18 protein-coding genes are annotated in these 24079 nt (G+C 49.7%); 12 read left to right on the top strand and 6 right to left on the bottom strand.

What is annotated here, in order from left to right:
• Positions 1-340: 340 nt before the first annotated feature.
• Together MJZ26_08640 and MJZ26_08635 are read left to right on the top strand one after the other, a co-directional pair.
• Positions 341-1114 carry an SDR family oxidoreductase gene (locus MJZ26_08640; GenBank protein MCQ2105844.1) on the top strand — a complete coding sequence of 258 codons (774 nt, stop codon included), beginning with the start codon at positions 341-343 and terminating at the stop codon, positions 1112-1114.
• 219 nt (positions 1115-1333) lie between these two features.
• A complete protein-coding gene (locus MJZ26_08635) occupies positions 1334-1969 on the top strand; it encodes a flavodoxin family protein (protein ID MCQ2105843.1) in 636 nt (211 codons plus the stop codon).
• On the opposite strand, the gene MJZ26_08630 is transcribed toward MJZ26_08635, so the two are convergent.
• Complete coding sequence (locus MJZ26_08630) at positions 1935-2261, bottom strand: branched-chain amino acid transporter permease (protein MCQ2105842.1); 327 nt, start codon at positions 2259-2261, stop codon at positions 1935-1937. The genes MJZ26_08635 and MJZ26_08630 overlap by 35 nt on opposite strands.
• Positions 2258-3031 carry an AzlC family ABC transporter permease gene (locus MJZ26_08625; GenBank protein MCQ2105841.1) on the bottom strand — a complete coding sequence of 258 codons (774 nt, stop codon included), beginning with the start codon at positions 3029-3031 and terminating at the stop codon, positions 2258-2260. The genes MJZ26_08630 and MJZ26_08625 overlap by 4 nt, the downstream gene beginning before the upstream one ends.
• A 102-nt stretch (positions 3032-3133) precedes the next feature.
• On the opposite strand from MJZ26_08625, the gene MJZ26_08620 reads away from it, so the two are divergent.
• From MJZ26_08620 to MJZ26_08590, 7 genes are all read left to right on the top strand, one after another.
• Positions 3134-3973, top strand: a complete 840-nt coding sequence (locus MJZ26_08620; GenBank protein ID MCQ2105840.1) for a DUF3737 family protein — start codon at positions 3134-3136, stop codon at positions 3971-3973.
• 12 nt (positions 3974-3985) lie between these two features.
• Positions 3986-5146, top strand: a complete 1161-nt coding sequence (locus MJZ26_08615; GenBank protein ID MCQ2105839.1) for a pyridoxal phosphate-dependent aminotransferase — start codon at positions 3986-3988, stop codon at positions 5144-5146.
• An 83-nt stretch (positions 5147-5229) separates the two neighbouring features.
• On the top strand, positions 5230-6573 hold the full coding sequence (locus MJZ26_08610) for an MATE family efflux transporter (protein MCQ2105838.1): 1344 nt from the start codon (positions 5230-5232) through the stop codon (positions 6571-6573).
• A 39-nt stretch (positions 6574-6612) separates the two neighbouring features.
• On the top strand, positions 6613-8817 hold the full coding sequence (locus MJZ26_08605; protein ID MCQ2105837.1) for a YgiQ family radical SAM protein: 2205 nt from the start codon (positions 6613-6615) through the stop codon (positions 8815-8817).
• A gap of 35 nt (positions 8818-8852) precedes the next feature.
• On the top strand, positions 8853-9734 hold the full coding sequence (locus tag MJZ26_08600) for a TIGR02147 family protein (protein ID MCQ2105836.1): 882 nt from the start codon (positions 8853-8855) through the stop codon (positions 9732-9734).
• Positions 9724-11322 (top strand): hypothetical protein, encoded by a 1599-nt coding sequence (locus tag MJZ26_08595; protein MCQ2105835.1) that lies wholly within the window; start codon positions 9724-9726, stop codon positions 11320-11322. The genes MJZ26_08600 and MJZ26_08595 overlap by 11 nt, the downstream gene beginning before the upstream one ends.
• A 200-nt stretch (positions 11323-11522) precedes the next feature.
• Positions 11523-13964, top strand: a complete 2442-nt coding sequence (locus tag MJZ26_08590) for a DUF4859 domain-containing protein (protein ID MCQ2105834.1) — start codon at positions 11523-11525, stop codon at positions 13962-13964.
• A gap of 133 nt (positions 13965-14097) precedes the next feature.
• Here the strand turns inward: MJZ26_08590 and MJZ26_08585 are convergent, their stop codons facing one another.
• Positions 14098-14943, bottom strand: coding sequence for a 50S ribosomal protein L11 methyltransferase (locus MJZ26_08585; GenBank protein MCQ2105833.1), 846 nt, complete (start codon positions 14941-14943; stop codon positions 14098-14100).
• An 83-nt stretch (positions 14944-15026) separates the two neighbouring features.
• Complete coding sequence (locus tag MJZ26_08580; GenBank protein ID MCQ2105832.1) at positions 15027-17627, bottom strand: hypothetical protein; 2601 nt, start codon at positions 17625-17627, stop codon at positions 15027-15029.
• Positions 17628-17841: 214 nt separating this feature from the next.
• Here MJZ26_08580 and MJZ26_08575 point away from each other — a divergent pair, with 214 nt between their 5' ends.
• Positions 17842-18732, top strand: coding sequence for a DUF58 domain-containing protein (locus tag MJZ26_08575; protein ID MCQ2105831.1), 891 nt, complete (start codon positions 17842-17844; stop codon positions 18730-18732).
• 126 nt (positions 18733-18858) lie between these two features.
• Positions 18859-19734, top strand: a complete 876-nt coding sequence (locus MJZ26_08570) for a PD-(D/E)XK nuclease family transposase (protein MCQ2105830.1) — start codon at positions 18859-18861, stop codon at positions 19732-19734.
• 79 nt (positions 19735-19813) lie between these two features.
• Here MJZ26_08570 and MJZ26_08565 read toward each other — a convergent pair whose 3' ends face one another.
• Both MJZ26_08565 and MJZ26_08560 read right to left on the bottom strand, forming a co-directional pair.
• On the bottom strand, positions 19814-20236 hold the full coding sequence (locus tag MJZ26_08565) for a hypothetical protein (GenBank protein ID MCQ2105829.1): 423 nt from the start codon (positions 20234-20236) through the stop codon (positions 19814-19816).
• 77 nt (positions 20237-20313) lie between these two features.
• Positions 20314-22275 carry a TetM/TetW/TetO/TetS family tetracycline resistance ribosomal protection protein gene (locus tag MJZ26_08560; GenBank protein MCQ2105828.1) on the bottom strand — a complete coding sequence of 654 codons (1962 nt, stop codon included), beginning with the start codon at positions 22273-22275 and terminating at the stop codon, positions 20314-20316.
• 64 nt (positions 22276-22339) lie between these two features.
• Between MJZ26_08560 and MJZ26_08555 the strand changes: the two genes are divergently transcribed.
• Positions 22340-24061, top strand: a complete 1722-nt coding sequence (locus MJZ26_08555; GenBank protein ID MCQ2105827.1) for a GGDEF domain-containing protein — start codon at positions 22340-22342, stop codon at positions 24059-24061.
• The last annotated feature ends 18 nt before the right edge of the window (positions 24062-24079 follow it).

Genomic DNA, 24079 nt, shown 5'->3' with positions numbered 1-24079 from the left:
CGTTTGCAATGCGGGTCATGTAGCGGATAACGGATTCCGTAAAATGGTTAGTGCGATCGCTTAGAGGTTTCATAGCAATGAACAATTAACAATGAATAATGAACGGTGAAAAATTACAAATAATTGCAAAACACTCGCCGGATTCTCAACGTTTCGAATTACGAAATCCTTTTAAACGTCATCTTTTTTTCGATTTTTGCGTTTTTATTTGCATTTTCCCCTAGAACAACAACTTTTTACAATAAATTGCCCCCAAAAAACGTCACTTTGTAGTTTTTTCATCAAATTTGAATGTATTTTATTTCCGCAAAAACAATTAAACTAACACAAGGAATAAAAAATGAAGAATTATTTCGATCTCTCCGGCCAGGTTGCAGTTGTCACTGGTTGCTCCACTGGTCTCGGCGTTCAGATGGCCAAGGCTCTCGCTAATCAGGGCGCAAAGATTGTTGCAATCGCTCGCCGTAAGGAAATGATTGACAAGGTTGCTGCCGACCTCACCGCTGAATTTGGCGTTGAAGCTATCGGCGTTCAGTGCGACATTACCGACACCGCTAAGGTCGAAGCCGCCGTTGACGAAATCCTCGCCAAGTTCGGCCGCATCGACATCCTGATCAACAATGCCGGTACCGGCGCTGTTGCTCCGGCAGAAGACATTACCGACGACCAGCTGAACCACGAAATGAACGTGGACCTGGGCGGTACCTTCAAGATGGCTCGCGCCGTCGCCAAGAAGGCAATGTTGCCTGCAAAGTATGGCCGCATCATCAACATCGCCTCCATGTACGGCCTTGTTGGTAACAAGATCTGCGGTTCCGCTCCGTACCACGCAGCCAAGGGTGCTGTCGTGAACCTGACCCGCGCTCTGGCCGCTGAATGGTCCAGCAAGGGCATCAACGTGAACGCAATCTGCCCGGGTTACTTCTACACCCCGCTCACCAAGGAAACTCTGGATTCCGACTTCTTCCAGGCAAATGCCAAGACTATGATCCCGGCAGAACGCTATGGAAACGAAGGCGAACTGGACTCTGCAGCAATCTTCCTTGCTTCTCCGTCCTCTAGCTACGTTACCGGCATCATGGTTCCGGTTGACGGCGGCTACACCTGCATGTAATAGGTGAGAGTGTAAAGGTTAAAGTAGAAAGGTGTTCGGGACGAGTCCTACAGTCCTTTAAGCTTTATCCTTTAAACTTTAAGCTATTTAAAAAGACGCTCCCAGGAATGGGGGCGTTTTTTCGTTTCACTTATAAACGCATCGGCTCGGTAATACAAAAAAACAAGTGTTTTGTGCATCACACTCGCCTTGGGCTTTTTTTATTATTAGATTATAGGCATGGTGAAATGGATTATTGCGTATTCAAGCGCTACGGGAAACACCCGTAGGCTAGCAGAGGCTGCGGCAAAAAAAATCGGAGCCGACATTATAAACGTACAGGATTTAATTGGAACAGCCAACATTCGCGACAATGACGACGATGAAGTCTCCATCAGCATAGGTCACAACAGTCTTGCCGTTTCCACTGAAGTCCTCGAAAAAAACATTAGCAAAAAACTAGCCCCATACGACGGCGTCATGGTTGGCTACTGGCTCCGCCGCGGAGCTCCCGACAAGAAGGCATCCATTTTACTTTCCAGAATTACCGGAAAGAAGGTCGCTTTGTTCCAGACTCACGGAGCCTACGAAGGTACAGAGCACGCAATAACAGCCTTCGCCAGAGCTGGATCCTTACTGGGAGCGGGCAACAAGATTCTTGGAACCTTCAGCTGCCAGGGGGCTGTAAACCCTATGCTTATCAAGAAGCGACTTGAAGGAAGCGTTCCCGGGCACAGAGGCGAGAATCTTGAGGAATGCAAGAAACGCTGGGCCGATGCAGCAAGCAAGCCGAATGAAAATGACCTGAAGCGAATGGAAGACTTCGCCGCAAGAATGGACGCTATTGCAGAACGCGAATCAAAATCATATATATAGCAGTTCCTACCGCCATGGAAAGGAACAGCTGACGACGCCATAAGTGCATAAGCACCACGGCGGCAATGCCCAAAATTTCAGGAATGCCATGAGAGCCCTCAAGCCATTGCACATCCTTAAGGCAATACACCACAAGCATTCCAAAAACGGAAAGCGGCAAGGCCTTGCCCAGATACTGGATGTATTTTGGCGTAGGCTTTCCTGCAGGGAAAATGAGGAAGGGCAAGGCGCGGGTCATAAATGTAATTACCGCAAGAATTACGATGGTGATAATCTGCTGCTGGGAAGTCATTTGCGGACCTCCTCTAATTTTTCGCCGGCGGGGGCTGCGCGATTTTCCGCAAGTTCCGCGCGATTTTCAGACATAACATAACTCGGTTCCAACGTCTTGCGAAACGCAGTCAGCATCAGGAGAATCCCAATCATGGCAGGAATCACGAAGTACTGGGAGCCCACAACATACAAGCTGACGGCAGTGCAGCCAATTCCAATCCACGCCGGACGCAGTTCCTTTTCCTTCAGGAATTGGTCCATAAAGATGGCGGTAAACATGGCGGTCACCACAAACTCCAAACCGTGAATGTCAAACTTCAGGAGAGAGCCAAATATGTAGCCCATGAAGCCACCGGAAATCCAGTAGAAATAATCCAGAAAACTGACCAGCAGCATTTCTGTTGCCGTAGCTTCACGAGCATTGTAGTTCACCGCAAAAGTTTCATCCGTAAGCCAGAAAATCAGGAAGGGCTTTCGCCAGCCCATACCTTTGTAGCGATCCAGCATGGAGACGCCATAGAATAAGTGACGGGCGCCCACCACGAGGGCCATGCTTGCCGCTGCCAGCGGGTTGAAATTTGCAGCCAACATTCCCAGGCCCAAGAATTCCGCAGAACCGCTAAAGATGAACACAGCCATGCTCAGCGGATACCAATAGCTAAATCCCATGGATTCCGCCAGCACGCCATAAGTAATGCCCAGAAACCAGTATCCCGTAAGTACAGGCAGAGATAGCTTGAAGGCAATCTTCAGTGATTTTTTGAAGGTGGACTGGGAGGCGTTTAACATCGGGCGGGAAATATAGATTTTTTTACAATTGTTAGAGTTGACTCTAATTTTCAAATCGAATCAGCAATTTGCTAAATTTGTATAAAAGCAAAAGGTGTATTTATGGCAGAACTGATCAAGCAGCAATTTTTGACTGGCGAACGCGCCCTTTTCAAGAGCAACAATTTAAGAATCGATGATTCCATCTTTGACGACGGAGAATCTCCTCTCAAGGAATCTAGCAACATTGAATTGCTGGGTAGCATGTTCAAGTGGAAATATCCGCTGTGGTACTGCAAAAACATTTCTGCAAAGAATACCGACTGGTTCGAAATGGCACGTGCAGGCGTCTGGTACACGGACAACATTTCTGTAGAGAGCGCACTGATTCAGGCTCCCAAGAATTTCCGTCGCTGCAATGGTCTTACCCTAAAGAACGTGAACTTCACCAACGCCGCAGAAACCCTCTGGCACTGCAAAAACGTAAAGATGGAAAACGTCAACGCCAAGGGCGATTACTTTGCCATGAACTGCAGCGATATGGAAGTTTCCAACTTCAATCTGGACGAAAACTATTCCTTTGACGGCGCCCGGAACGTTGTGATTCGCAACGCAAAAATGCTTTCCAAGGATTCCTTCTGGAATACCGACAACGTGACTGTTTACGATTCCTTTATTTCCGGCGAATACCTGGGATGGAACGCCAAGAATTTGACACTCATCAACTGCACCATCGAAAGCCTGCAAGGCATGTGCTACATTGAAAATCTTGTGATGAAGAATTGCAAGCTCATCAACACCACCTTGGCATTTGAATACTCTACTGTTGATGCAGAAATCACGAACGTCATTGACAGCGTCAAGAATCCCACCAGCGGCATCATCCGTTCTGCAGGCATCAAGGAACTGATCATGGAAAGCGACAAGGTTGACGTTTCCAAGACCAAGTTCGAGACCATTTAATTCGAGGTTTCCATGAATTTTGACAAAGTGGTAAACCGTCGCGGAACCAATTCCCTCAAGTGGGACGTTCCCGAAAATGAATTGCCCCTGTGGGTCGCCGACATGGATTTCGCCACAGCCCCTGCCGTTGTGGACGCCATCAAGAAGCGCACGGAATGTGCCGCCTTCGGTTACTCCATCATTCCCGAGGAATGGAACCAGGCTTATGTAGGCTGGTGGAAGCGCCGCTACAATTACGAGATGGATCCGGAATCCTTGATTTTCTGCACCGGTGTGGTGCCCGCCATTTCCAGTATCGTACGTAAGGTAACCACCCCTGCAGAAAACGTGGTGATTTTAACACCAGTGTACAACATCTTCTTCAACTCCATCGTGAACAACGGAAGAAATGTTCTGCAGTGCCCACTTAAGAACACCGCGGGAGTTTACAGCATCGACTGGGACGCATTAGAAAAAGCTCTGGCAAATCCGCAGACAAGTCTCTTGATTTTCTGCAACCCTCACAACCCTGTAGGTAAAATCTGGACCGCAGAAGAAATGGCCCGTGTGGGCGAACTTTGCAAGAAGCACAGCGTCACCGTGATTTCCGACGAAATCCATTGCGACCTGACGAAGCCCAACAAGTGCTACATTCCCTTTGCCAGCGTTTCGGACACCTGCCGCGACATTAGCATTGTCTGCATGGCTCCTACAAAGACCTTCAACATTGCGGGTCTCCAGACGGCAGCGGTTTCTGTAGCCAACCCCACGTTGCGTCATAAGGTTTGGCGCGGGCTGAATACCGACGAAGTAGCAGAACCAAACGTATTTGCCATCCAGGCAGCCATTGCCGCCTATAACGAAGGCGAGCCCTGGCTCGACGAACTTTTGCAGTACATTCAGGGCAACAGGGAACTTGTAACAGATTTTATCGCCCGGGAAATTCCGCAGGTAAAGCTCATTGACGCCGAAGCCACCTATTTGCTGTGGCTAGACTGCAAGGACTTCTGCAAACGCCACAGGATGAATTCCGTCCAGTTGCAACAGGACCTTCGGGAAAACGCCCAAGTGTTCCTTTCCGACGGAAGTGTCTACGGCGACGCCGGCGAAGGCTTCATGCGTATGAACATCGCATGCCCCAAGGCCACCCTGCAGGAAGCGTTAAACCGCCTTAAGGCATACTTCGACAAGTAACTGTTGGACAGCCGCCAAAAGCGAAACTTCCCATGGATGGTCTAGAACTCCTACGCGATGGAAAAGCCCTAAGCAGGCGCCAGATGTTGTACCTTATCGTACAACTGAGTCTTCCTGCAATTCTAGCGCAGATTTCCAACATCGTCATGGAATATATTGACGCCTCCATGGTGGGGCACCTGGGTTCCAGCGAAGCGGCTTCCATCGGGCTTGTGGCTTCCAGCACATGGCTTTTGGGTTGTTTGTGCTATGCGGTGAGCCCCGGTTTTACGGTACAGATCGCCCACGCCATCGGTGCCAAGCGAGACGTTCGCGCTCGGAACCTGGTAAAAGTGGGCCTGCTTTTCGGTATATGCTTTAGCGCCCTCCTCATGGGTTTTGGCGTTTTCATGCACGACAAGATTCCCGGATTGTTGGGTGCCGACGCAAGCCTTCACCAAAACGCATCCACCTACTTCTTGATTATTGCCCTTGGCCTTCCCGCCATGCAGCTGAACGGCATGGCCGCAGGCATGCTGCAGTGCAGTGGCAACATGAAACTGCCCAGCGCCCTGCAAGTCCTTTCCTGCTTTTTGGACGTCATCTTAAATTTCTTCCTGATTTTTGGAACCCGTGAAATTACCGTCGCCGGAATCAGTTTCACAATGCCCGGCGCAGGCCTTGGCGTTATGGGAGCCGCCCTCGGTACCGTCATTACAGAATTCTCCATCATGTCGCTGATGCTCTACTTCCTGCTTTTCAGAAGCAAGAACCTGCGATTGCGTGCCAAGGAAAAAATCTGTTTCTCTGCAAAACAGTTGAAGAAGGCATTCCGCATTTCATGGCCCATCGGTTTGGAACATCTGGTCATGTGCAGCGCCTACGTGATGTTCACCGCCATCGTCTCCCCCTTGGGAATGGCAGCCATCGCCGCCAACTCCTTTGCCATCACCATCGAAAGCTTATGCTACATGCCCGGCCACGGAATCAGTCATGCCGCAACCACATTGATTGGCCAAGGTATTGGCGCCAAGCGTTTTGACCTTGCCTATAAAATGGGATTCATGACAACAGGATTGGGCATGGCAGTCATGACCTTGCTTGCGATCCTCATGTTCATTTTTGCTCCGGAACTTATCGGCCTGTTTACACCCGACGAAGAAATCCGTGCCTTCGGAACAGCAATCCTTCGGATTGAAGCCTTTGCGGAACCTTTCTACGCAGCATCCATCGTGGCCAACGGAGTATTCCGCGGCGCAGGCAGTACCTTTGCGCCCAGCATTATGAACCTTGTGAGCATGTGGGTGGTTCGCCTCCCCCTGGCCGCATTCCTCGTTACAAAATACGGACTTCGTGGCGCCTGGATGGCCATGTGCCTTGAGCTCTGCTTCCGCGGTACAATTTATCTGATTCGGCTTGCAAGCAAGAAGTGGATTCCCACGCACTAGCTTTTTTTGCAACGCTCGACTTTTTCTATCTTTCCCCTTATGTACGATCCGCGCTTTTTACCGATTTGCAAAGAAGATCTAGACGAACTTGGCTGGGACTACGTTGACGTAGTGGTAATCAGCGCGGACTGTTATGTGGACCATCCCAGTTTTGGCCATGCCGTGGTGGCTCGACTTTTCGAGCACGAAGGCCTGCGTGTGGCAATCTTGCCGCAGCCCAACTGGCGCGATGACCTACGAGATTTTAAGAAGCTGGGTAAGCCCCGAATGTTCTTTGCCATCAGTAGCGGCATGGACAGCATGGTGAACCACTACACTGCAGCAAAGCGCTTGCGCAGTGACGACGCCTTTACCGCCGGCAACAAGGCCGGATTCCGCCCGGATTACGCCACCTACACTTACGCAAAGATCGTGAAGATGCTTTACCCCGATGTTCCGCTTTTGATTGGCGGCCTGGAAAGCAGCTTACGTCGCGTGACCCATTACGATTACTGGAGCGACCGTCTGAAGCCAAGTATTTTGGCAGATACGGAAGCAGACATTTTGGTGTACGGCATGGGCGAAAAGCCCCTGAAGGAAATTGTACGCCTCTTGAAAAAGGGCGTTCCTTTCAGCAGCCTGAAGAACATTCCCCAAACTGCAGTTCTTGTGGACAAGGACAAGGTTCCCGCTCCCGGCAAGCACAAGGAACTGGGAACCTCCTGGGAAGACCTGCGCCTGCCTAGCCACGAAGAATGTGTGGCCAGCAAAAAGACCCAGATCCAGAGCTACAACAAGGTGGACATCGAATGCAACAAGATGTTCCAGCGCCGCATTCTGCAAGACGTTGGCGACAAGACTGTTGTCATCAATCCGGCCTACCCGCCTATGGAATACGGCGAACTGGACGAAAGCTTTGAATACCCGTACGCACGAGCACCTCACCCGCGATACAAGAAGCGCGGTGACATTCCTGCATTCGAGATGATCAAGTTCAGCATCAATACTCACCGCGGTTGCTTTGGCGGTTGCAGTTTCTGCGCCATCAACGCCCAGCAGGGAAAGTTCATCGCCAGCCGCAGCCGCGAAAGCATTTTGCGTGAGGTGGAAATCGTCACCAACATGGAAGGTTTCGCCGGCACCATTACGGACCTGGGCGGTCCCAGCGCCAACATGTACAAGATGCGTGGCCGCGACCGTTCCCGCTGCGCCAAGTGCGCACGCCCCAGCTGCTGCACCCCCAAGATTTGCGACAACATGGACACCCGCCATGCGGAACTTCTGGATTTGTATCGCGAAGTCCGAAACCACCCGAAGGTCAAGCACCTGTTTATTGGCAGTGGCGTCCGTTACGACTTGATTTTGCAGGAGACCAACGACGCTGCCCTGCAAAAGGACCATGAGGAATACGCCCGCGAGCTTATCGACTATCACGTCAGCGGCCGCCTGAAGGTGGCCCCGGAACACACCGTGGAAGAAGTGCTGAAGCTGATCCGCAAACCCAGCTTTACACTGTTCCACAAGTTCAAGGAATTCTTCGACGAGGAATGCAAGCGCATCGGCAAGAAGCAGCAGATTATCCCCTACTTCATCAGTAGCCACCCGGGATGTACTGAGGCCGACATGGCAGAACTGGCCCTAGAGACCAAGCAGTTGGGTTTCCAGCTGGAACAGGTTCAGGACTTTACGCCCACCCCCATGACCGTCGCCACGGAAATGTTCTACGCCGAAATGAAGCCCGATGGAACTCCGCTGTACGTTGCAAAGACTCCGGAACAGAAGAAGGCACAGAAGCAGTTCTTCTTCTGGTACATTCCCGAGAACCGCCCGCAGATCCGCGCCACCTTGGAACGTTTGAAGTTAGGCAAGATCGGCCGCCTGCTGCTGAGCAGAACCGCCATGGCCGAGGGCAAGAATTTCAGCCCCAGCAAGGAACGTGAGGAAAATCCCGAGTTCCGTGAACGTGATCTTCAAAAGCGTGCAGAACGCAGCGCAATTTCCATAGTACCGCAGAAATCAGGCGAAAAGGGCCGCTGGGAAAATTCCGCCCGCCGCGAACGCCGTCAAGCTGAATTCGGCGACAAGACCTGGACACCGCGCCATGAACAGCGCAACGCCCGCCGTGACGACCAGCGTCAAGAAGGACGCGGAAACAATCGAGGCAACCGTCGTGAAGAAAATAATAAGGAAAAACGCGGAAATTCACAAGGAAAACGTGAATTTTCTCCTGTACAGTTCAGTTCTAAAAGACGTTTTGGACACTAGACTAACCTAGTCCATTTTTGTATCTTTTAATTTGAATGAAATCAGTGCTTGAATATCAAAATTACCGAGCCTTTATACAGGACTATTACGACGAGATGAAATCCCGTCGCCTGTTGTCTTGGCGTATTTTTGCAAAGCAGGCCGGTTTTTCTTCACCCTCCTACCTTAAACTGATTTGCCAAGGCAAGTCTACCCTGAGCGACGACGGCATCGAACAAGTCGCCAAGGCCATGGAGTTGAAAGGGTTCCAACTGGACTACTTTAGAATCCTTGTCAAATTCAACCAAGCAAAAAAAGCCGAGGAACAGCAAGTCTATCTTGCTAAGCTTAATGAATTTTCAAAGACGTACCAGGTCAAGATTCTGGACGACAACATGTTCTCCTATTTCTCATCCTGGCTGAATCCTGTACTCAGAGAATTGGCTCCCAATGTATCCAGCACCAAGCCAAGCGAAATCGCTCGCCGCATGCTGCCCAACACAACCGGAGACGACGTCAAGAGTTCTCTTGCCTTCCTAGTCAAGAATGGGCTTCTTACCGTCAATCCCGATGGTACGTACGCCCAGACAGACCGTTCCATATCCTCTGGAAACAAGACCGTAACCTCGGCAGCACTCCGTTCCCTGCACAAGCAAATTGGAACCCTCGCCCTTGATACACTGGATTCCGTTCCTGTTTCCGAAAGAAACTTTTCCGAAGTTATTTTTGGCGTCACCAAGGAAGGCTATGAAAAAATCATCGCGGAAATTGCTGATTTCAGGCAAAAAATCGTTTCCATCGCTGCACAGAACGAAGGCATGGATAGGGTTTACGCAATGAACTTCCAGCTGTTCCCGCTAACCCATAAGAACACCAGCAAACCGTCCCTAAAAAAGAAACGTTCCTCTGATAAAGAATCCGAGCCCAATGAAAAATAGAGCCCTTGTTTCAGTCGCATTTACTCTCGCCTGCATTTTTTCAGCCTGCTCCAACGGAAAGGATTCTGCAGGAGGAACCACCGAAGGCACCAACGCATTAGCAATTGTAGATAAGGACATCTCTGGCGTCTCCCAGAAGGGTCCGTTCATCAAGGGTTCGCCGGTTACAGTCCTTGAACTTGAAGAAAAGACCCTCAAGCAGACTGGGCGCGCCTTCCGCGGTAAGGTTACAGACAACGGAAACTTTATCGTCAAGGGACTGAATCTGGAATCCAACTACGCCATTCTAGAAGCCAACGGCTACTACTGGAACGAAATCACAGGTGAAAAGTCCAAGGCCCCCATTACCCTGAATGCCATTGCAGACATTTCTGACCGAGACAACGTCAACATCAATCTCCTGACCCAGCTGGAATACGAACGTGTCATTCAGCTTGTAGAAAAAGACTCTCTCTCCGTTAGCGAAGCCAAAAAACAGGCAAAGAAAGAAATCCTCAAGGCCTTATTCTACAGCAACGACAGCCTTGATTTTGAAGACTTGAACATCTTTGAATCCGGTGAAGGCGATGCCCTGCTCTTAGCTGCATCCATCATGATTCTTGCAGGCAATACCGAAGCTGAAATAACAGAGCTTCTCTACGACATTGCCGAAGACATGGAAAATGGCAAGATTGACAACGATTCAACTCAAGTCTCCATTGCAGACCGCGTCGCATTCGACCTCGATGTTGCCAAGATTCGTAAGAATATCCAAAAGTGGGAAATGAGCGATTCAATTCCGGCTTTCGAAAACTTCATTGAAAACTTCTGGGCCAACCAGTACAAGCTGGGCACCTGCGACAAGGATAACGAAGGCAAGATCAAGAAAAACGGAAACAAGCAGAGCCAGTATGTATCCACCAACTTCCTCTGCAAGGATGGTCACTGGAAGGCTATCTACTACAATCCTGATTACAAGTACGACACCATTACCGACAAACGTGACGGCCAGACTTATAGAACCACAAAGATTGGCAACCAGGTCTGGATGGCAGAAAACATGAAGTACAAGCCCAAGGGCGCCAACGAAATTACAGCCTGCTATGACGACAAGGAAGTCAACTGCGACAAGTACGGTTTCCTCTACGATCTTAATGCAGCCCTGGTCTCTTGCCCTGAAGGCTTCCGCATTCCTTCTGAAAGCGATTGGAAGGAATTGGCAGACCTTCTTGGTGGCGACAGCATCGCAGGCCCCAAGCTCCGCGCTATCGGCGGCTGGAATACAACCCAATTCCCAAGCACCTTGAAGGACAAGGACGAATATGGATTCTCGGCCCTGCCTGCAGGCGTCCACTTTTTCGGTGGATTCGGTTCAATCACCTATTTCTGGACCGACCATGTGGTATACAGAGACGGAACTTTGCTCGGAGCCTACAACATTGCCATTAGCGATGGCGACCGTATGGAATTTGGCGGCAACGCACTGACCACAACAAAGATTTCTCTCCGTTGCATCAAGGGCGAAAAGAAAGTGGAAGAGCCTAAGGAAGAACCGCAGAAGGACTCAGAAAAAGCCAAGGCAGATTCCTCTGAAACTTCCGAAAAATAGGCGTTTTAATAAAAAATGATTTTAAGATCCCTGGAAAGTTTCCGGGGACTTTTTTTGTAGGATTTACAGCAAATCCTACCACAGAAAAAATTTTTACACACCCTCAACACGGAAACAGACTTCAGCAAACACAAAAACCTAGGATTTTTCACACTTAAAATTTATTTATAGGGTAGCATAATAATAAGGAGTGTGTTTTTATGCGTAAAGGATGTTTTGGATTGGGATCCGCCATGGTGTTGGCGGTTTCCTTGACTGCCGTAGAATCCTGCCTTGCAGCTTCCGGCGATGCTTACGTTTGGCCTGGTTATCGAACCGACCTGGATTACAACACGAAAACTGTTCTAGGCGGAAAGGATTTGACTCCGCCAACCAAGTTCAACAACAATTGTTCCGGTGTTACCGGTCAAAAAGCCGGCAAATGGTGGGCTTTTTACTGGGGTAAGGATCGCGATTCCCGCATTACAGACGTAACCATCGACAGTATCCTAAAAAAGTATGATACTGACTTTGAATACCTGTACAACACCATGGGTTGGGCTCCCGACGCCCAGGCGCAAAAAGGCCAGTATAGCGCCATATATTACTACGGTTCCGGAACCTGCGCAGGCGGCGCCAAGACGGATACAACCGGAGGCTGGCAGACGTTCGTCGCTGGCTACACTGCAGTGGCGGCTTCCTTCTACCCGCTTTACAGTTTCAATACCAGCTGCCCCTACCGCGATCGCGTTTCCCAGATGGACGCCATGATTCACGAAGGCATCCATTCCATGACCAACGGCTATCCCGGAGCAAAGGAAGCCCACTGGTTCCAGGAAGCAGGCAATACCTGGATTCAGCAGGACATGTTCAGCCATCGTAACGCAATCTACAGCGGCATGGGCTTCCTAAATGCAGCCACCCTTATGGCTCCTTTCATGCCTATTGAATGCTACTCCGGTTGGCTTGTAGATGGCACCTTCGGTGGCCCTGGCGCTCAGGGCGTTACCGGAAAGAACCAGCGTAATCTTTTGGGTGGCGCGCAATACAGCAACATCTTCCCCACCTTCATCGGTACCTGGCTTGGTACCGGTGCAGTCCGCTGGATTTACGGAAACGCCTATGGCAGCACCAAGTACCTGCTGGAAACCTATGGTCTGGACAAGGGCCTTGGTGATGCAGGTGTCCGCCGTCTAATTACAGAATTCCGCGCCAAGTTGGCCATGCTGGATATGAAGGAATGGTCCAACGAAATGAAGAACCTGATCAACAACAACTTCGGTGGAAACGCCTACGAGGAGCAGTACTACTGGGATAACGGCCAGTACCGTAACGGCTGGACCATGACACCCTACCAGACAACTTCTGTAAGTGGCGATTACATCATTCCCGACGAAGCCACTACACCGGGCTGGTCCGGCAGTAACGTGATTCCGCTGAAGGTTCAGAACGGAGCAAAACAGGTCAAGGTTTCATTCTACAATGTGGGAAGCAATTCCAACAACACCAACATGAACTACCTGCTGTGCTACCGCGCCACAGACGGCACACCTGTCTATAGCGAGCCCATTACTGGCGAAGGCTCTGTCACCCTGCGTCTTGACAAGACTCCTTCAAGCACCAGCGGCACTCAGATGGTTTTCGCCGTCATCGTCAATACGGACTATAAGTTCACCGGCAACGAAAACATCCGTACAAAGCACTTCAACTACAAGCTAAAACTTGAGGAAGGCCTAAGCGGTGCCGGCAGCGCAAATACAAGATACCACAACGACTTTGTACTGAAATATGACTGGAACAAACTTCCTGCCAGTTCCAGTTCTTCTACGAGCTCCAGCTCTAGCAGCGTAAAGCCGAATTCTTCCTCCAGCAGCATTACGTCTTCTTCCAGCAGTTCTGTCTCCTCTTCTAGCAATCAGCAGCCGACTTCCAGCAGTTCCATCGACATTGCAAAGGCAACCAAGATTTCTTTGAAAGTGTCCTTGCCCATCGATGACAACTATGCAACCGCCAAGGCAAGCTTCAATGCTGCTGAAGTTGCAAAGACCCTGGGTCTCACAGAAGCAACTCTTGATAAGGCGACTTACTTTGCTGTAGACAAGGGAGCAATCAACACCACTTCTACCGCCAACGCCCCGGGCCACTGGTTCGCAAAGGACGGGTCTGTTACGGAATGGGCAAACGAGAACTCCTACGCCTTCTCCGAACTTGACTTAGGTAACAGCGCAATCAACGTCGGTCACTATCCCAACCGAGCAAACAACGGTGACAAGGTTTCTTTCCAGCAGGGTCTTGCCTACAACGGAAAGGCAGTACTGTTCTCCACTGATGTAAGCTTGACCAATGAAGAGTCTAGTGATGACGCAGGAAGTACCACTTCCCTGATGTACGGCATCAAGGGACTCCCCAAGCATATCGGACTATCCCATAATCACGGCATCCTGACGATCACTTACAAGCTGGAACGCCATGACAACGTCAAGATCAGTCTCTTCAACGGCTATGGAGCATTGCTGGGTCTAAACGTCACTGGTCTCCAAAGTGCAGGCACTCATGCTCTTCAGCTTGACATGAACCGCATGGGGCTGACCGCAGGAACCTACATTGTCAAGGTTTCCACAGGAAGCTACCTGGAAGCAAGAAGCATTACCATCAATCGATAAAGTTCCTCATACCAAACAACAAACACCAAAAAACGGCTCCCCTTGGGGGAACCGTTTTTCTTTTATTCTGTAGACCAGTCCGACACCCCTACGGGGGCGAATATCTAGCCGAAATTATCGACGGCGTTTGCAGCTACGCGTTCTTTGCAAGAACGCTCCACCACTCGCCACTTTCTCTTTCCTTAACTACGGAGAAGCCGGCTTCTTCAAACCACTTGAGGATGTAATCCTTTTCGGTAAGGAGCTGACCAGAAATAATGATTTCGCCACCGGGAGCCAGCAGGTCTTCCATGTCATCGCGCATGGGCCACAGCTCACTGCGAATCATATTACAGAGGATAACGTCGAACTTGGTTCCGTCCTTGAAGGAATCCAGGAAGCCAAGGACGCAATCGCTGGCGTCAAAGCCGTTACGTTCAAAGTTTTCGTTAATGCAGGGAATTGCCTGAGGATCGATTTCTGTACCCACCGCAATCTTTGCTCCGCGACGGCGGGCAAACATAGCCAAGATGCCAGTTCCCGTACCGATATCAAGAACGGACTTGCCGTTAAAATCAATGGATTCCATCAAGTGGGCGCAGCTGCTGGTGGTATCATGCTCACCAGTACCAAAAGCAGTCTTTGCTTCCAGTTCAAGCACTACAGTTTCGGCGTCTTCCGGATTATATTCAACCCAAGGCGGACGCACAACCAGATGGGGGCACACAGACACGGGCTGGGCACGATCACGCCACCACTTGTCCCAATCCTTGGCAGGTTCCTCGGAAACCGTAAAATGATACTGGGGGAATTCCGCAACGATACGGTCGCGTTCTTCCACATCGCCTGTGTAGAAACAGAAGTCCGTACGGCCTTCTTCCTTGGGATCCAATTCCTCAAGGGTGGCAACACCAGCTTCAAAAAGCAGGTAGCTTGCAATTTCAAATTCTTCTTCCGGGCAGTAGCCCTCAGCCTTATACCATGTATCAACTTTCTGCATAGCCAAAATTTAACAAATGACATCGAATTTTCAAACGTAAAAAGCCCGGGCTTACGCTCGGGCTATCATATGAAGGGTTTATTCTAGCGGAAAGTCACCTTGGTTTCGTAATGCCCTCTAGGCAGATTCGCCTTCTTAATGTCAAGACGGTTTACTCCGGCCTTCACATCGCCAGCAAACTTTGCCACCAGGCGACCGCTTGCATTAAACACGGAAACAACTGCGTAACCATCGCGGGAGGCAAATATCGCACCTCGCTCAAAGTCGAAACTTGCAACAGCTGCATGAGTCAGGGGTACTGTAGACCCGTAAGAAATCGCGGTCGGATCCTTTTCTTCCGAATCACACTCGTCTTCCTTGCCTTCTTCACAGGAATCCGTCTGGTCATCCTTTTCCACAACGACTTCGCCTTCCACCTGCTTAACGCCAGCCACGTCAAAACCAATCTGGTCCACATTGGGGCCGCCATCCGCACTCTGGGAAACCAACTTCAGAATATTTCCATTCTTCACAAGGTCTGCCTTCACGGAAACGCTGTCCCAGGTCGTCCAGGCGCCAGTTGCCGGAAAATCAATGATTCCATAGCTGACATCGTTTACGAACAGTTCCATGGGGCGAGCGGACTTGCCTCCATTGGCAAAACGGATTGTCACCAAAGCGCCGGCCTTGCCAGTTTCTGCCATCAGGTTCCAAACGCCGTAGCTATCCATGGTGTTATTGAAGTTGTAGTAGCCTTCGTTACGCCAGCCGGCATTGTTCTCTTCATAGTTACCAATGCCATCATTAGGATAAGCTGCATTGACATCGCTCAACACAGCGGCACCGGCAACAGGTTCCGCATTGAATCTCACATTGATAGACCCATCCACCACGACAGTCTCGCCATCGTCATCGATCGTCTTCACAGAGATCTTCTGCACGCCGGTCTTGGAGGGAGTTCCGCTCAACGTAATGGTCTTTGCAGTCTTATCCACAGTTGCCTTGATGCCATCGGGCAGCTCCGTAGCCTCAGCGCCACCGCAGTTGGCAAACTTCAAGACAATATCCTTAATGGCATCGCCCTTGAAAATCTCCTGATTCAAGGAGCCGCTCTGGGGGAACAGCGACGGGCCCACAACCAGATCACTCTTTTCCACGAGAACTTCCACGCGCCCTGTGTACTGGGTGCCGTCATTACCCTTCACAGTGTACTTGAACGCAGCCAGGCCCGTATAATTTGCGTTAGGAGTAAAACGGACTACATAGCCGTTACCCTGCAGAGCGACAGTTCCGCCATCAACAGCTTCCACGCTATAAGTCGGAGCTACGGCAGCAAACCCGCGAGTAATCGTACGAAGATCGAAATCACCAGAACCGTTCTGGGGAACCTTCGTGTGCATAGCCCCCAGCCAGTTGATGTACTTCTCAATGTAGGCATAGCCGTCTTCACCGATGGTCATGGCGTCATCCTTTCCGGAATTGTAGCCCATGGATTCCTCGAAGAAATCAGGAACACCATCGTTGTCGGAGTCGGCCGGTTTTTCGCCGCCCTTGATAATTCCCCAACCGTTGTCTGCCAAACCTGTTTGAGCCTCTGTGGTATAGAGAGATCCACTGGCATCATGACCACCCACTTTTCCTAAGGTGCTTGCCTGGTACCAAATTAGGGAGTCAATGTCGTCGTAAGGAAGTACACCACTCTGGGAGTTCACATAACGCCAGGCGCTTGCCGCACTCAACATGGGTCCCTTGGAGGTCAATTCATTCCACGGTTCATTGAGCAAAGTTCCCTGGCCATTGTACCAATAGATTTTAGAGGCGCCACCATTCAAAATACCATCGCGATTGGAATCCACCATATTGCCACTGGCATAAATAATCTGGTTCGGATCCATCTGGAACCATTCATTCTTACCTTTGGGGCCGTAGACAAAATAGTTGTTCACAATATCGTGCTTGAACTTGGCACTTGTATGGGTAGTAAATCCTGCCTCGAAATTGTAATGGACATTGTTCACAAAAATATCGTTGATCTTGTCCAGAGGATTTCGATTATGGGTGTTAATGAACGCGTTGTTGTACCAAGCCCAAGTTCCATCGATGGATTCAATGTGAGCGCCAAATTGCTGATAAATGGGATTAGCAATCAGGGAATTCTGCACTGTAATGCCGGTGACTCGATAGTCCGCATTATCGGAGCTGCCACCGAAATTATTCCAGGGAGCAAACTCAATGGAACTATGGTCAACAATAATGTCCTTGGAGTCGTAAAGGTTCAGAGCATCGTCCTTGGTGCTTGCGGTAATACTACCGGGGCGCACACGAATATATCGAATGATGATATTCTTCTGCTTACCCGTAGAAAGTTTTCCTCCACGAAAACCGATGCCTTCACCGGGAGCAGTCTGGCCGGCAATGGTGATATTACTCTTGATGGTAACCGCAGACTTCAAAGTCACATACCCACCCACATCAAACACAACAATTCGATTAGGTGCACTGACTGCGTCTCGGAAAGAACCTTCGCCAGAGTCGTTCAAATTGGTCACATGGTAGACGGTTCCGCCACGACCACCGGTCACATTGGCGCCAAAGCCCAAGGCTTCCGGGAAAGCCAAAGGAGCCGCCACAACCGACCCAGCAAAATTCAACAAGCCAAAGGCACCAACACAAAGGGCCTTGGAAAATCCAAACTTGTATCCCATAACAACTCCATAGAACCGTAACACCAAACCGGTTCATTCTAAATCTATATAATAATTTCCATTTCTCATATAGATGCGTCCCCATTCCCGTAGTCTCTAGACAACAACATCGTACTGTAAATTACGGCGTTTTTACGTAAAAAACAAAGTTTTTCATGAAAACCAGACTTCACTTTCGGAATTTTGTATATTCTTTCGGGAGAAGAGATTAAAAATGCTTGATAAAGAAGTTTTAAAGACCGTCAGCCGCATTGAACTTTCAGTTCGTGGCACGCTGGACACCGTCATGACCGGTGCCTACCACAGCTCCTTCAAGGGCAACGGTATGGAATTCAGCGAAGTCCGCGAATACATGCCCGGCGACGACGTGCGCACCATCGACTGGAACGTTACCGCACGTACAGGCACCCCTTACGTCAAGAAGTTCATCGAAGAACGCGAAATGACCATGCTTTTGATGGTCGACGCGTCCAGCAGTTCCGAATTCGGTAGCGGCACCCAGATGAAGGGCGAAGTCATGGCCACCCTTACCGCACTTCTGGCCTTTGCCGCCATCAAGAACAACGACAAGGTGGGCCTCTTAATTTACACCGATCAGGTGGAACTCTTTATCCCTCCCGAAAAGGGCCGCAAGCATGTACTGCGCCTGATCCGCGAAATTCTTTACTTCAAGCCGCAGCACCACGGCACCAATACACAGGTGGCATTAGAATACGCCGGCAAGATTCTGAACCGCAAGGCTGTTGTCGTTGTAATGAGCGACTTTCTGGATGAAGGTTTCGAGAATGCCTTCAAGGTATTGCGCAAGCGCCACGACGTGTTGGCAGTTTCCGTGGTGGACCCGCGAGAAATGGAACTGCCCCCTGCCGGCCTCGTAGAACTGGAAGACCCCGAAACTGGCGAGACCTTGCTCATCGACACCGGCGACGCAGCCTTCCGTGAAGCATTCGCCCGCGAGGCAAAACGTCAGGGCAAGCAGATCAAGGAACTGTTCCAGCGCATGTCCATCGACTTCGTGCGAATTGAATCCAAGGAAGACTTCAAGGATACCGTGGCCCCGCTCATTGAGCACTTTAGACGCCGCGCCAAAATGGCAAGAATGTAATTTACAATTCTTTTACTTTACGGCCCTTTACAAAATAGGCGGCTTAGCTATATTACATCCCGAGCGTTACGAATCGTCTCCTGAACACTTGAGTTAATCAAGTGTTTTTTTCTTATAGGAGATAATATGCCCTCACAAAAAACAGCAAACACCTTCGCTCACAACGAATCCCCAAAAACTGAAATTGCCTCGCTGTTGGCGGATTGCGCCTTCAAGTATGTATATACCCGCGACAATCCCAAGTCCCGGGAGAACTTGCGGCAGCTAATGTCAACGCTCATTGGCAAGAAGCTGCAAAAGGCGGAGCCTCTTGTTACAGAAACCTTCGCATCCACGCAGCCTAAAACTGAAAAGACCTCACGCTTCGATGTCCGCGTGGTCATGGACGATGGCGACGAGGCCGATGTAGAAGTTCAGCTGTGGACAGAAAAGGACGATTACGCCAAGAGGCTTTCGTATTACGGGGCCAAGCTCTACGCCTCCCAGGCAGCCAAGGGCGCTAAATATAAGGAACTAAATAAATGCTACCAGATCATCATTTCGCAGGATTGCATTTTCCCGAACACATCATGGCTCTTGAATTTGGATATTTCCGCACAGGAAAATCGCATGTTCAAATTCGACACCATGCACTGGTGCATTATCCAGCTGAATTTCCTGAAACAAGCGATTCGCGAAAACGTGGGACGCAACGATGAATACTTGCAAAACCTTCTGGATTTATGTAAGTTTATAGCCAAGCCTACACGGGTTAAACCTTTTGAAAATGTGTACGAGGATCTTATGGCATTCAGCGCAGAGCAAATCGAAGCCTACCGCAAGGAGATGGAAGAACGTCGTAGACTGGACGCAATTTCAACACGCAAGTACACCGAAGAACTGATTGCCGAGCAGGAAAAAGAAATCGCGGAACAGAAGCAAGAGATTGCAGCAATCAAACAAGAAGCCGCAGAAAAGGATCGAATTATAGCGGAACTTAAGGCAAAACTCGCAGCGCAATAACTTCAGTATTTACAAACAAAAGGTCGCTTAACCAAGCGACCTTTTTTCGTAGACGACAATCGCCATTGCAGCGGATCTCTTACATTTCAACGTAGGAGCCAATGGACATGATGTTGAAACTACCGGTGTCCTTATCTTCGCCCTGGATCATAAACTTGACAGAGACCAACTTTTCAGTGGCCGTAGCAACATCAGTGTCGAGACCTGTGATAACTCGGGCTCCTTCGGAACCTACCCAGCGGAACAGGCCGCCTTCAGGAACAACCAAAGCGGATTCTGCTTCCGACGAAGAACTCAATTGTGTTTCCTGCGGCTCGGATTGCGAACTGGACGGTTCATCAACGGAATCACTGGACTCCGGCTCAATCACCGAGGAACTGGAGGATTTGGTTTCGGAATCATTGTTTGCAGAAGTGGAACTTGAGTCGTCACCACAAGCAGCAAGAACCAACATGAGGGATGCGACAGACAATAAAGTTGCAAAACGAGCGTAATGCTTCATGATAACCTCCTTAACACTCACCCGATATAATCTTTTTTTAAAGGCATTTACACAAAAAATCAACGTCGGCAGAAGCTTTAAAGCGTAGCAATTCTATAGCCCAGCAACTTCAGGCTATACAGTGCCGTACCCTTGCTAATGCTACGAACGTTGGTGGCATAGCCAAAGATATTGCGGAGCGGAATGTCCGCCTTCAAGAAATGGGTGCGGCCATCGCCGCCGATTTCCTTTACCTTGCCATCGCGGGACTGGATATCTCCGGTAATGACGCCGGCAAAATTCACCGGACATTCCAGGGAAAGTTCCATAATAGGCTCGTAGGCAGCGATATCTGCAGGCTTGATCAATTTTGTTACCGCATCGGCACAACACTTCTTGATCATGGGAGGCAGGGCACCGTCACTCCAGCTAAAGTCCAAAACTTCGAAACGAACGCCTACCAGAGGGCCCTTGCCAAGCACGCCAATTTCTGCGGTTTCCAGCAGGGCGGAACGGACACCCGCCAAAATTTCACGAGGCGCATTTTCCAAGAAGTCTGCAGACAAACGAATGTCATGATTCACAGGCAATTCTGTCGCATTTTCCACCACATCATTTTCTATGGGACTTGCAGACAGCCTAATGCTAATTTTGTGAGGGCCGATCTGGAAAGTATTTTCTACAGATTCCAGAGAGCGGGTCAAACGTTCCTGCCAGCGGACTTCCGGATCGCCGGCCTGCACTTCACAGCCGAATTCTCTGCGGAGACGAGCCAGCAAAACATCCAGCTGGACTTCACCTACAGTATGCAAATACCAGAAGCCGCCATCGTCATGAACCACACGGAAGCTGGGGTCCATACGGCTCAATGTATTCAAGCTCTTTTCTACATGATGGTAGTCATCGGTGCTAATGCATTCCACGCGGGTCTGCAAAAGCGGCTGATAGCGGTCGCGGATGTTTTGGTCCGCGGCGCCCCCAATAGAACCATCCTGCAAAACAACCTGACCCAGTTCCGTTTCGTAGGGCGCACGCATGGCATAAATATCACCCCCGCGAATTTCATCTACAGGCAAAAGCAGGTTGGCCTTGAGGCGTGAAAATTCAAATCCGGCCGGCCATTCCTTACGTTCCATATCGCAGTGAGCACGGAACAAGGAAATCTCCCCCACGCCCTTGAAATGACGCAAGCGAATCACCTGCCCCAGGTTTCCCTCCGGAAATTTCGGGACTTCCGGCAAGAAGAATGTCAGTGCCGTAAGTAAGCTGCGAACACCAAAGCCCGCCATGGCAGAACCTGCATAACAGAGCGCATAATCGTCACTGGCAGCCAAGCCCTTTAAACCGCGAAGCAAAACCTTGGGCGGCACAGGCTTATTTTCCAAGGCCATTTCAAGAACTTCGTCGTCAAAATTGCTGGCAAATTCGCAGGCTTCCTTGTAGTGTTTTTGGAGAAGTTCTTCGCTAGATTCAAAAGAGGAATCTACAACTTCCTCGCCGTTTTCGTTATGAACTAGCCTGCTCTTGCTCAATACATCCTGTACCGAGCACATCTGCCCATCCTTATATTCCGGGATGGTCATCAACACCGGACGTACACCCAGGATTTCCTCGATATTGATCAAGGTTTCATCCAGGGAATAGTCAGGATTATCCAGCTTGTTCACGAATAAAATCGTGGGAACACCCGCCTCGCGTAACTTCTTAAAAGCAGCAACAGTCTGAGTTTCTACACCGCTGGCAGCACTCACCACAAGAACAGCGCCTTCGACCGCCGTGAGTGCCATATCCACTTCGGCGCCAAAATCTACATGGCCTGGGGTATCAATAAAATTGAACCAGGTGTTCTTCCATTCAAAATGGGCTACGCCACTCTCAATGGTAATGCCACGTTCCTTTTCCTCGGGCATGTAATCCATGGTGGCAAGACCTTCTTCCACCTTGCCCGGGCGGCGCACTTCCCCCGCTGCGAACAGGATTCTTTCAGATAAAGTAGTCTTTCCTGCGTCCACATGGGCTAAAATCGCAATGTTTCGGATGGATTGTGTGTCTTGGGTCATATGGGCCACCTTTTACAGTGCAAATTATAGAAAAACATGCATAAAATCGGTTATATTTTATTCCATGAACACAAGTTCGGATATAACCAAAGCCCTGAGTGTCCTTTCCAAGACCTACTACAAGGTTATAAAGGCAAACCTCACCTCGGATACCTACGAGGTTGTCAAGGTTATGGATTCCGAACGAGCCGAGGAACAGGCTCTTGAAAAAAAGAACCTGTCCTATTGGCTTACGACTTTTGCCGACAAGGGAAATGTCTACGAAGCTGACGTGAATATTTTCCGTTCCAGGCTTTCGTCGGATTCTCTTCGTCGTTACTTCAAGGATAAGGACCGCTTTAGACTTCGCTATAGGCGAAAAACAGACAATGTCTTCCGCTGGGTCTTCATGGAAATCCTGCGCGACGAAAACTTTTCCGAAGACAATCAGAACGTCTGGTTCTTCGTCCAGGACATTCACGATTCCTACATCCACGAAATGGAAGTTCAACGTGAACTGGAACATTTCTGCAAATACGACACTCTGACAGGGCTGAACAATTTCTACTCCTACCAGACCTTGTGCCGCAGCTTTGCATCCGAAGAAGAAAAGAAATCCGTCGCAGTCATTTTTGCCGACCTGAACGGTCTTAAACTGATCAACGACACCCGCGGTCACACCGCTGGCAACGACTTTCTACGTTCTTTCACCCACAAGGTTTCAAGCCATTTCTGCAAGGATGACATCTACCGCATCAGCGGCGACGAATTCCTTATCGTAATGCAGAATATGGACCGCGATACAGCCTTGGCTGCCTACGAAAAATTCAACAATTTCCTGAATTGCGAAGAAGTACCCCAGGCATCTCTCGGCTTTGCATGGCAGCAGGAGCCGTCTCATATCGAAGACGTCACCCGGGATGCAGAAACCCACATGTACGAAAGCAAGGAAGCCTTCTACGAAAAGCATCCTGAGTACAAGCGTGGCATTGCGGAACTGAACTATAAGCGCGAAATCGACGCTATTCTGCAGAACCTGTCCAACACCTACGCCATCATGGCCACTGTAGACCTGATTAAGGACTCCTTCAGGATCCTTAAGAGCATCGCCAAAGAAGGACAGTATCCCATTGCAGACACCTATTCTGAATTGATTCTGGAAATGTTGCCCCTTGTGGACCCCGATTATCACGACCTGGTGTCCACCTTCTTCAGCATCGATCATCTTAAAACCCAGTTCCAGAAGAACCGAACCCTCGTCTGCGAATACAAGAGCATTCGCGGTCACTGGCGCCAAGTGACCTTCCGCATTATCGAAATGCTGGACGGTAATCCCTCCAAGGCTCTGTTCATTATGGAAAACGTGGACCACAGCCGAGCCAACCAGCTTGAAAAGAACAGGGACTTGCTGATTGAACACCAAATCATCGAAGGCCTCAGCATGGGCTACAGCATGATTTGCCAAATAGAACTGTCCACCAGAAAAATTCTTCTTTACAAGAACCTGTCGTTACTCGAAACCATTACCACAGCCGTTAATTCCTTGGAATACGACACGGTTGTCAGATGGTTTGTCAAGAAATACGTCGTTCCCGAAGATAAGGAACGAGTGCTTGCCTTCCTGAACTTCAGTAATGTAAAAGACAAGCTGGAAGAAAAAGATGTTGCAACGGTCCTGTTCCGAACCATTCCTGAATTCCATAACACTAAGACCCCAAGCTACAGCCAGTTCTACTTCTTCAGATTGAAGAGCGACCGAGACAAGATTGTTCTTGCGACGAAGAACGTCACCAATTCCATGGGATAACGATTTTAGGACTGATTC

It is taken from the genome of Fibrobacter sp. (assembly GCA_024398965.1).
Classification (GTDB): domain Bacteria; phylum Fibrobacterota; class Fibrobacteria; order Fibrobacterales; family Fibrobacteraceae; genus Fibrobacter.
This window is presented reverse-complemented; position numbering and strand designations above follow the sequence as displayed.

Bases quoted from the DNA above. Each gene is read 5' to 3' on its own strand.
- MJZ26_08610 (MCQ2105838.1), top strand. From the start codon at position 5,230: ATGTTGTACCTTATCGTACAACTGAGTCTTCCTGCAATTCTAGCGCAG.
- MJZ26_08625 (MCQ2105841.1), bottom strand. From the start codon at position 3,031: ATGTTAAACGCCTCCCAGTCCACCTTCAAAAAATCACTGAAGATTGCC.
- MJZ26_08555 (MCQ2105827.1), top strand. From the start codon at position 22,340: ATGAACACAAGTTCGGATATAACCAAAGCCCTGAGTGTCCTTTCCAAG.
- MJZ26_08590 (MCQ2105834.1), top strand. From the start codon at position 11,523: ATGCGTAAAGGATGTTTTGGATTGGGATCCGCCATGGTGTTGGCGGTT.
- MJZ26_08620 (MCQ2105840.1), top strand. From the start codon at position 3,134: ATGGCAGAACTGATCAAGCAGCAATTTTTGACTGGCGAACGCGCCCTT.
- MJZ26_08565 (MCQ2105829.1), bottom strand. From the start codon at position 20,236: ATGAAGCATTACGCTCGTTTTGCAACTTTATTGTCTGTCGCATCCCTC.
- MJZ26_08605 (MCQ2105837.1), top strand. From the start codon at position 6,613: ATGTACGATCCGCGCTTTTTACCGATTTGCAAAGAAGATCTAGACGAA.
- MJZ26_08570 (MCQ2105830.1), top strand. From the start codon at position 18,859: ATGCCCTCACAAAAAACAGCAAACACCTTCGCTCACAACGAATCCCCA.
- MJZ26_08630 (MCQ2105842.1), bottom strand. From the start codon at position 2,261: ATGACTTCCCAGCAGCAGATTATCACCATCGTAATTCTTGCGGTAATT.
- MJZ26_08585 (MCQ2105833.1), bottom strand. From the start codon at position 14,943: ATGCAGAAAGTTGATACATGGTATAAGGCTGAGGGCTACTGCCCGGAA.
- MJZ26_08575 (MCQ2105831.1), top strand. From the start codon at position 17,842: ATGCTTGATAAAGAAGTTTTAAAGACCGTCAGCCGCATTGAACTTTCA.
- MJZ26_08600 (MCQ2105836.1), top strand. From the start codon at position 8,853: ATGAAATCAGTGCTTGAATATCAAAATTACCGAGCCTTTATACAGGAC.
- MJZ26_08640 (MCQ2105844.1), top strand. From the start codon at position 341: ATGAAGAATTATTTCGATCTCTCCGGCCAGGTTGCAGTTGTCACTGGT.
- MJZ26_08580 (MCQ2105832.1), bottom strand. From the start codon at position 17,627: ATGGGATACAAGTTTGGATTTTCCAAGGCCCTTTGTGTTGGTGCCTTT.
- MJZ26_08595 (MCQ2105835.1), top strand. From the start codon at position 9,724: ATGAAAAATAGAGCCCTTGTTTCAGTCGCATTTACTCTCGCCTGCATT.
- MJZ26_08560 (MCQ2105828.1), bottom strand. From the start codon at position 22,275: ATGACCCAAGACACACAATCCATCCGAAACATTGCGATTTTAGCCCAT.
- MJZ26_08635 (MCQ2105843.1), top strand. From the start codon at position 1,334: ATGGTGAAATGGATTATTGCGTATTCAAGCGCTACGGGAAACACCCGT.
- MJZ26_08615 (MCQ2105839.1), top strand. From the start codon at position 3,986: ATGAATTTTGACAAAGTGGTAAACCGTCGCGGAACCAATTCCCTCAAG.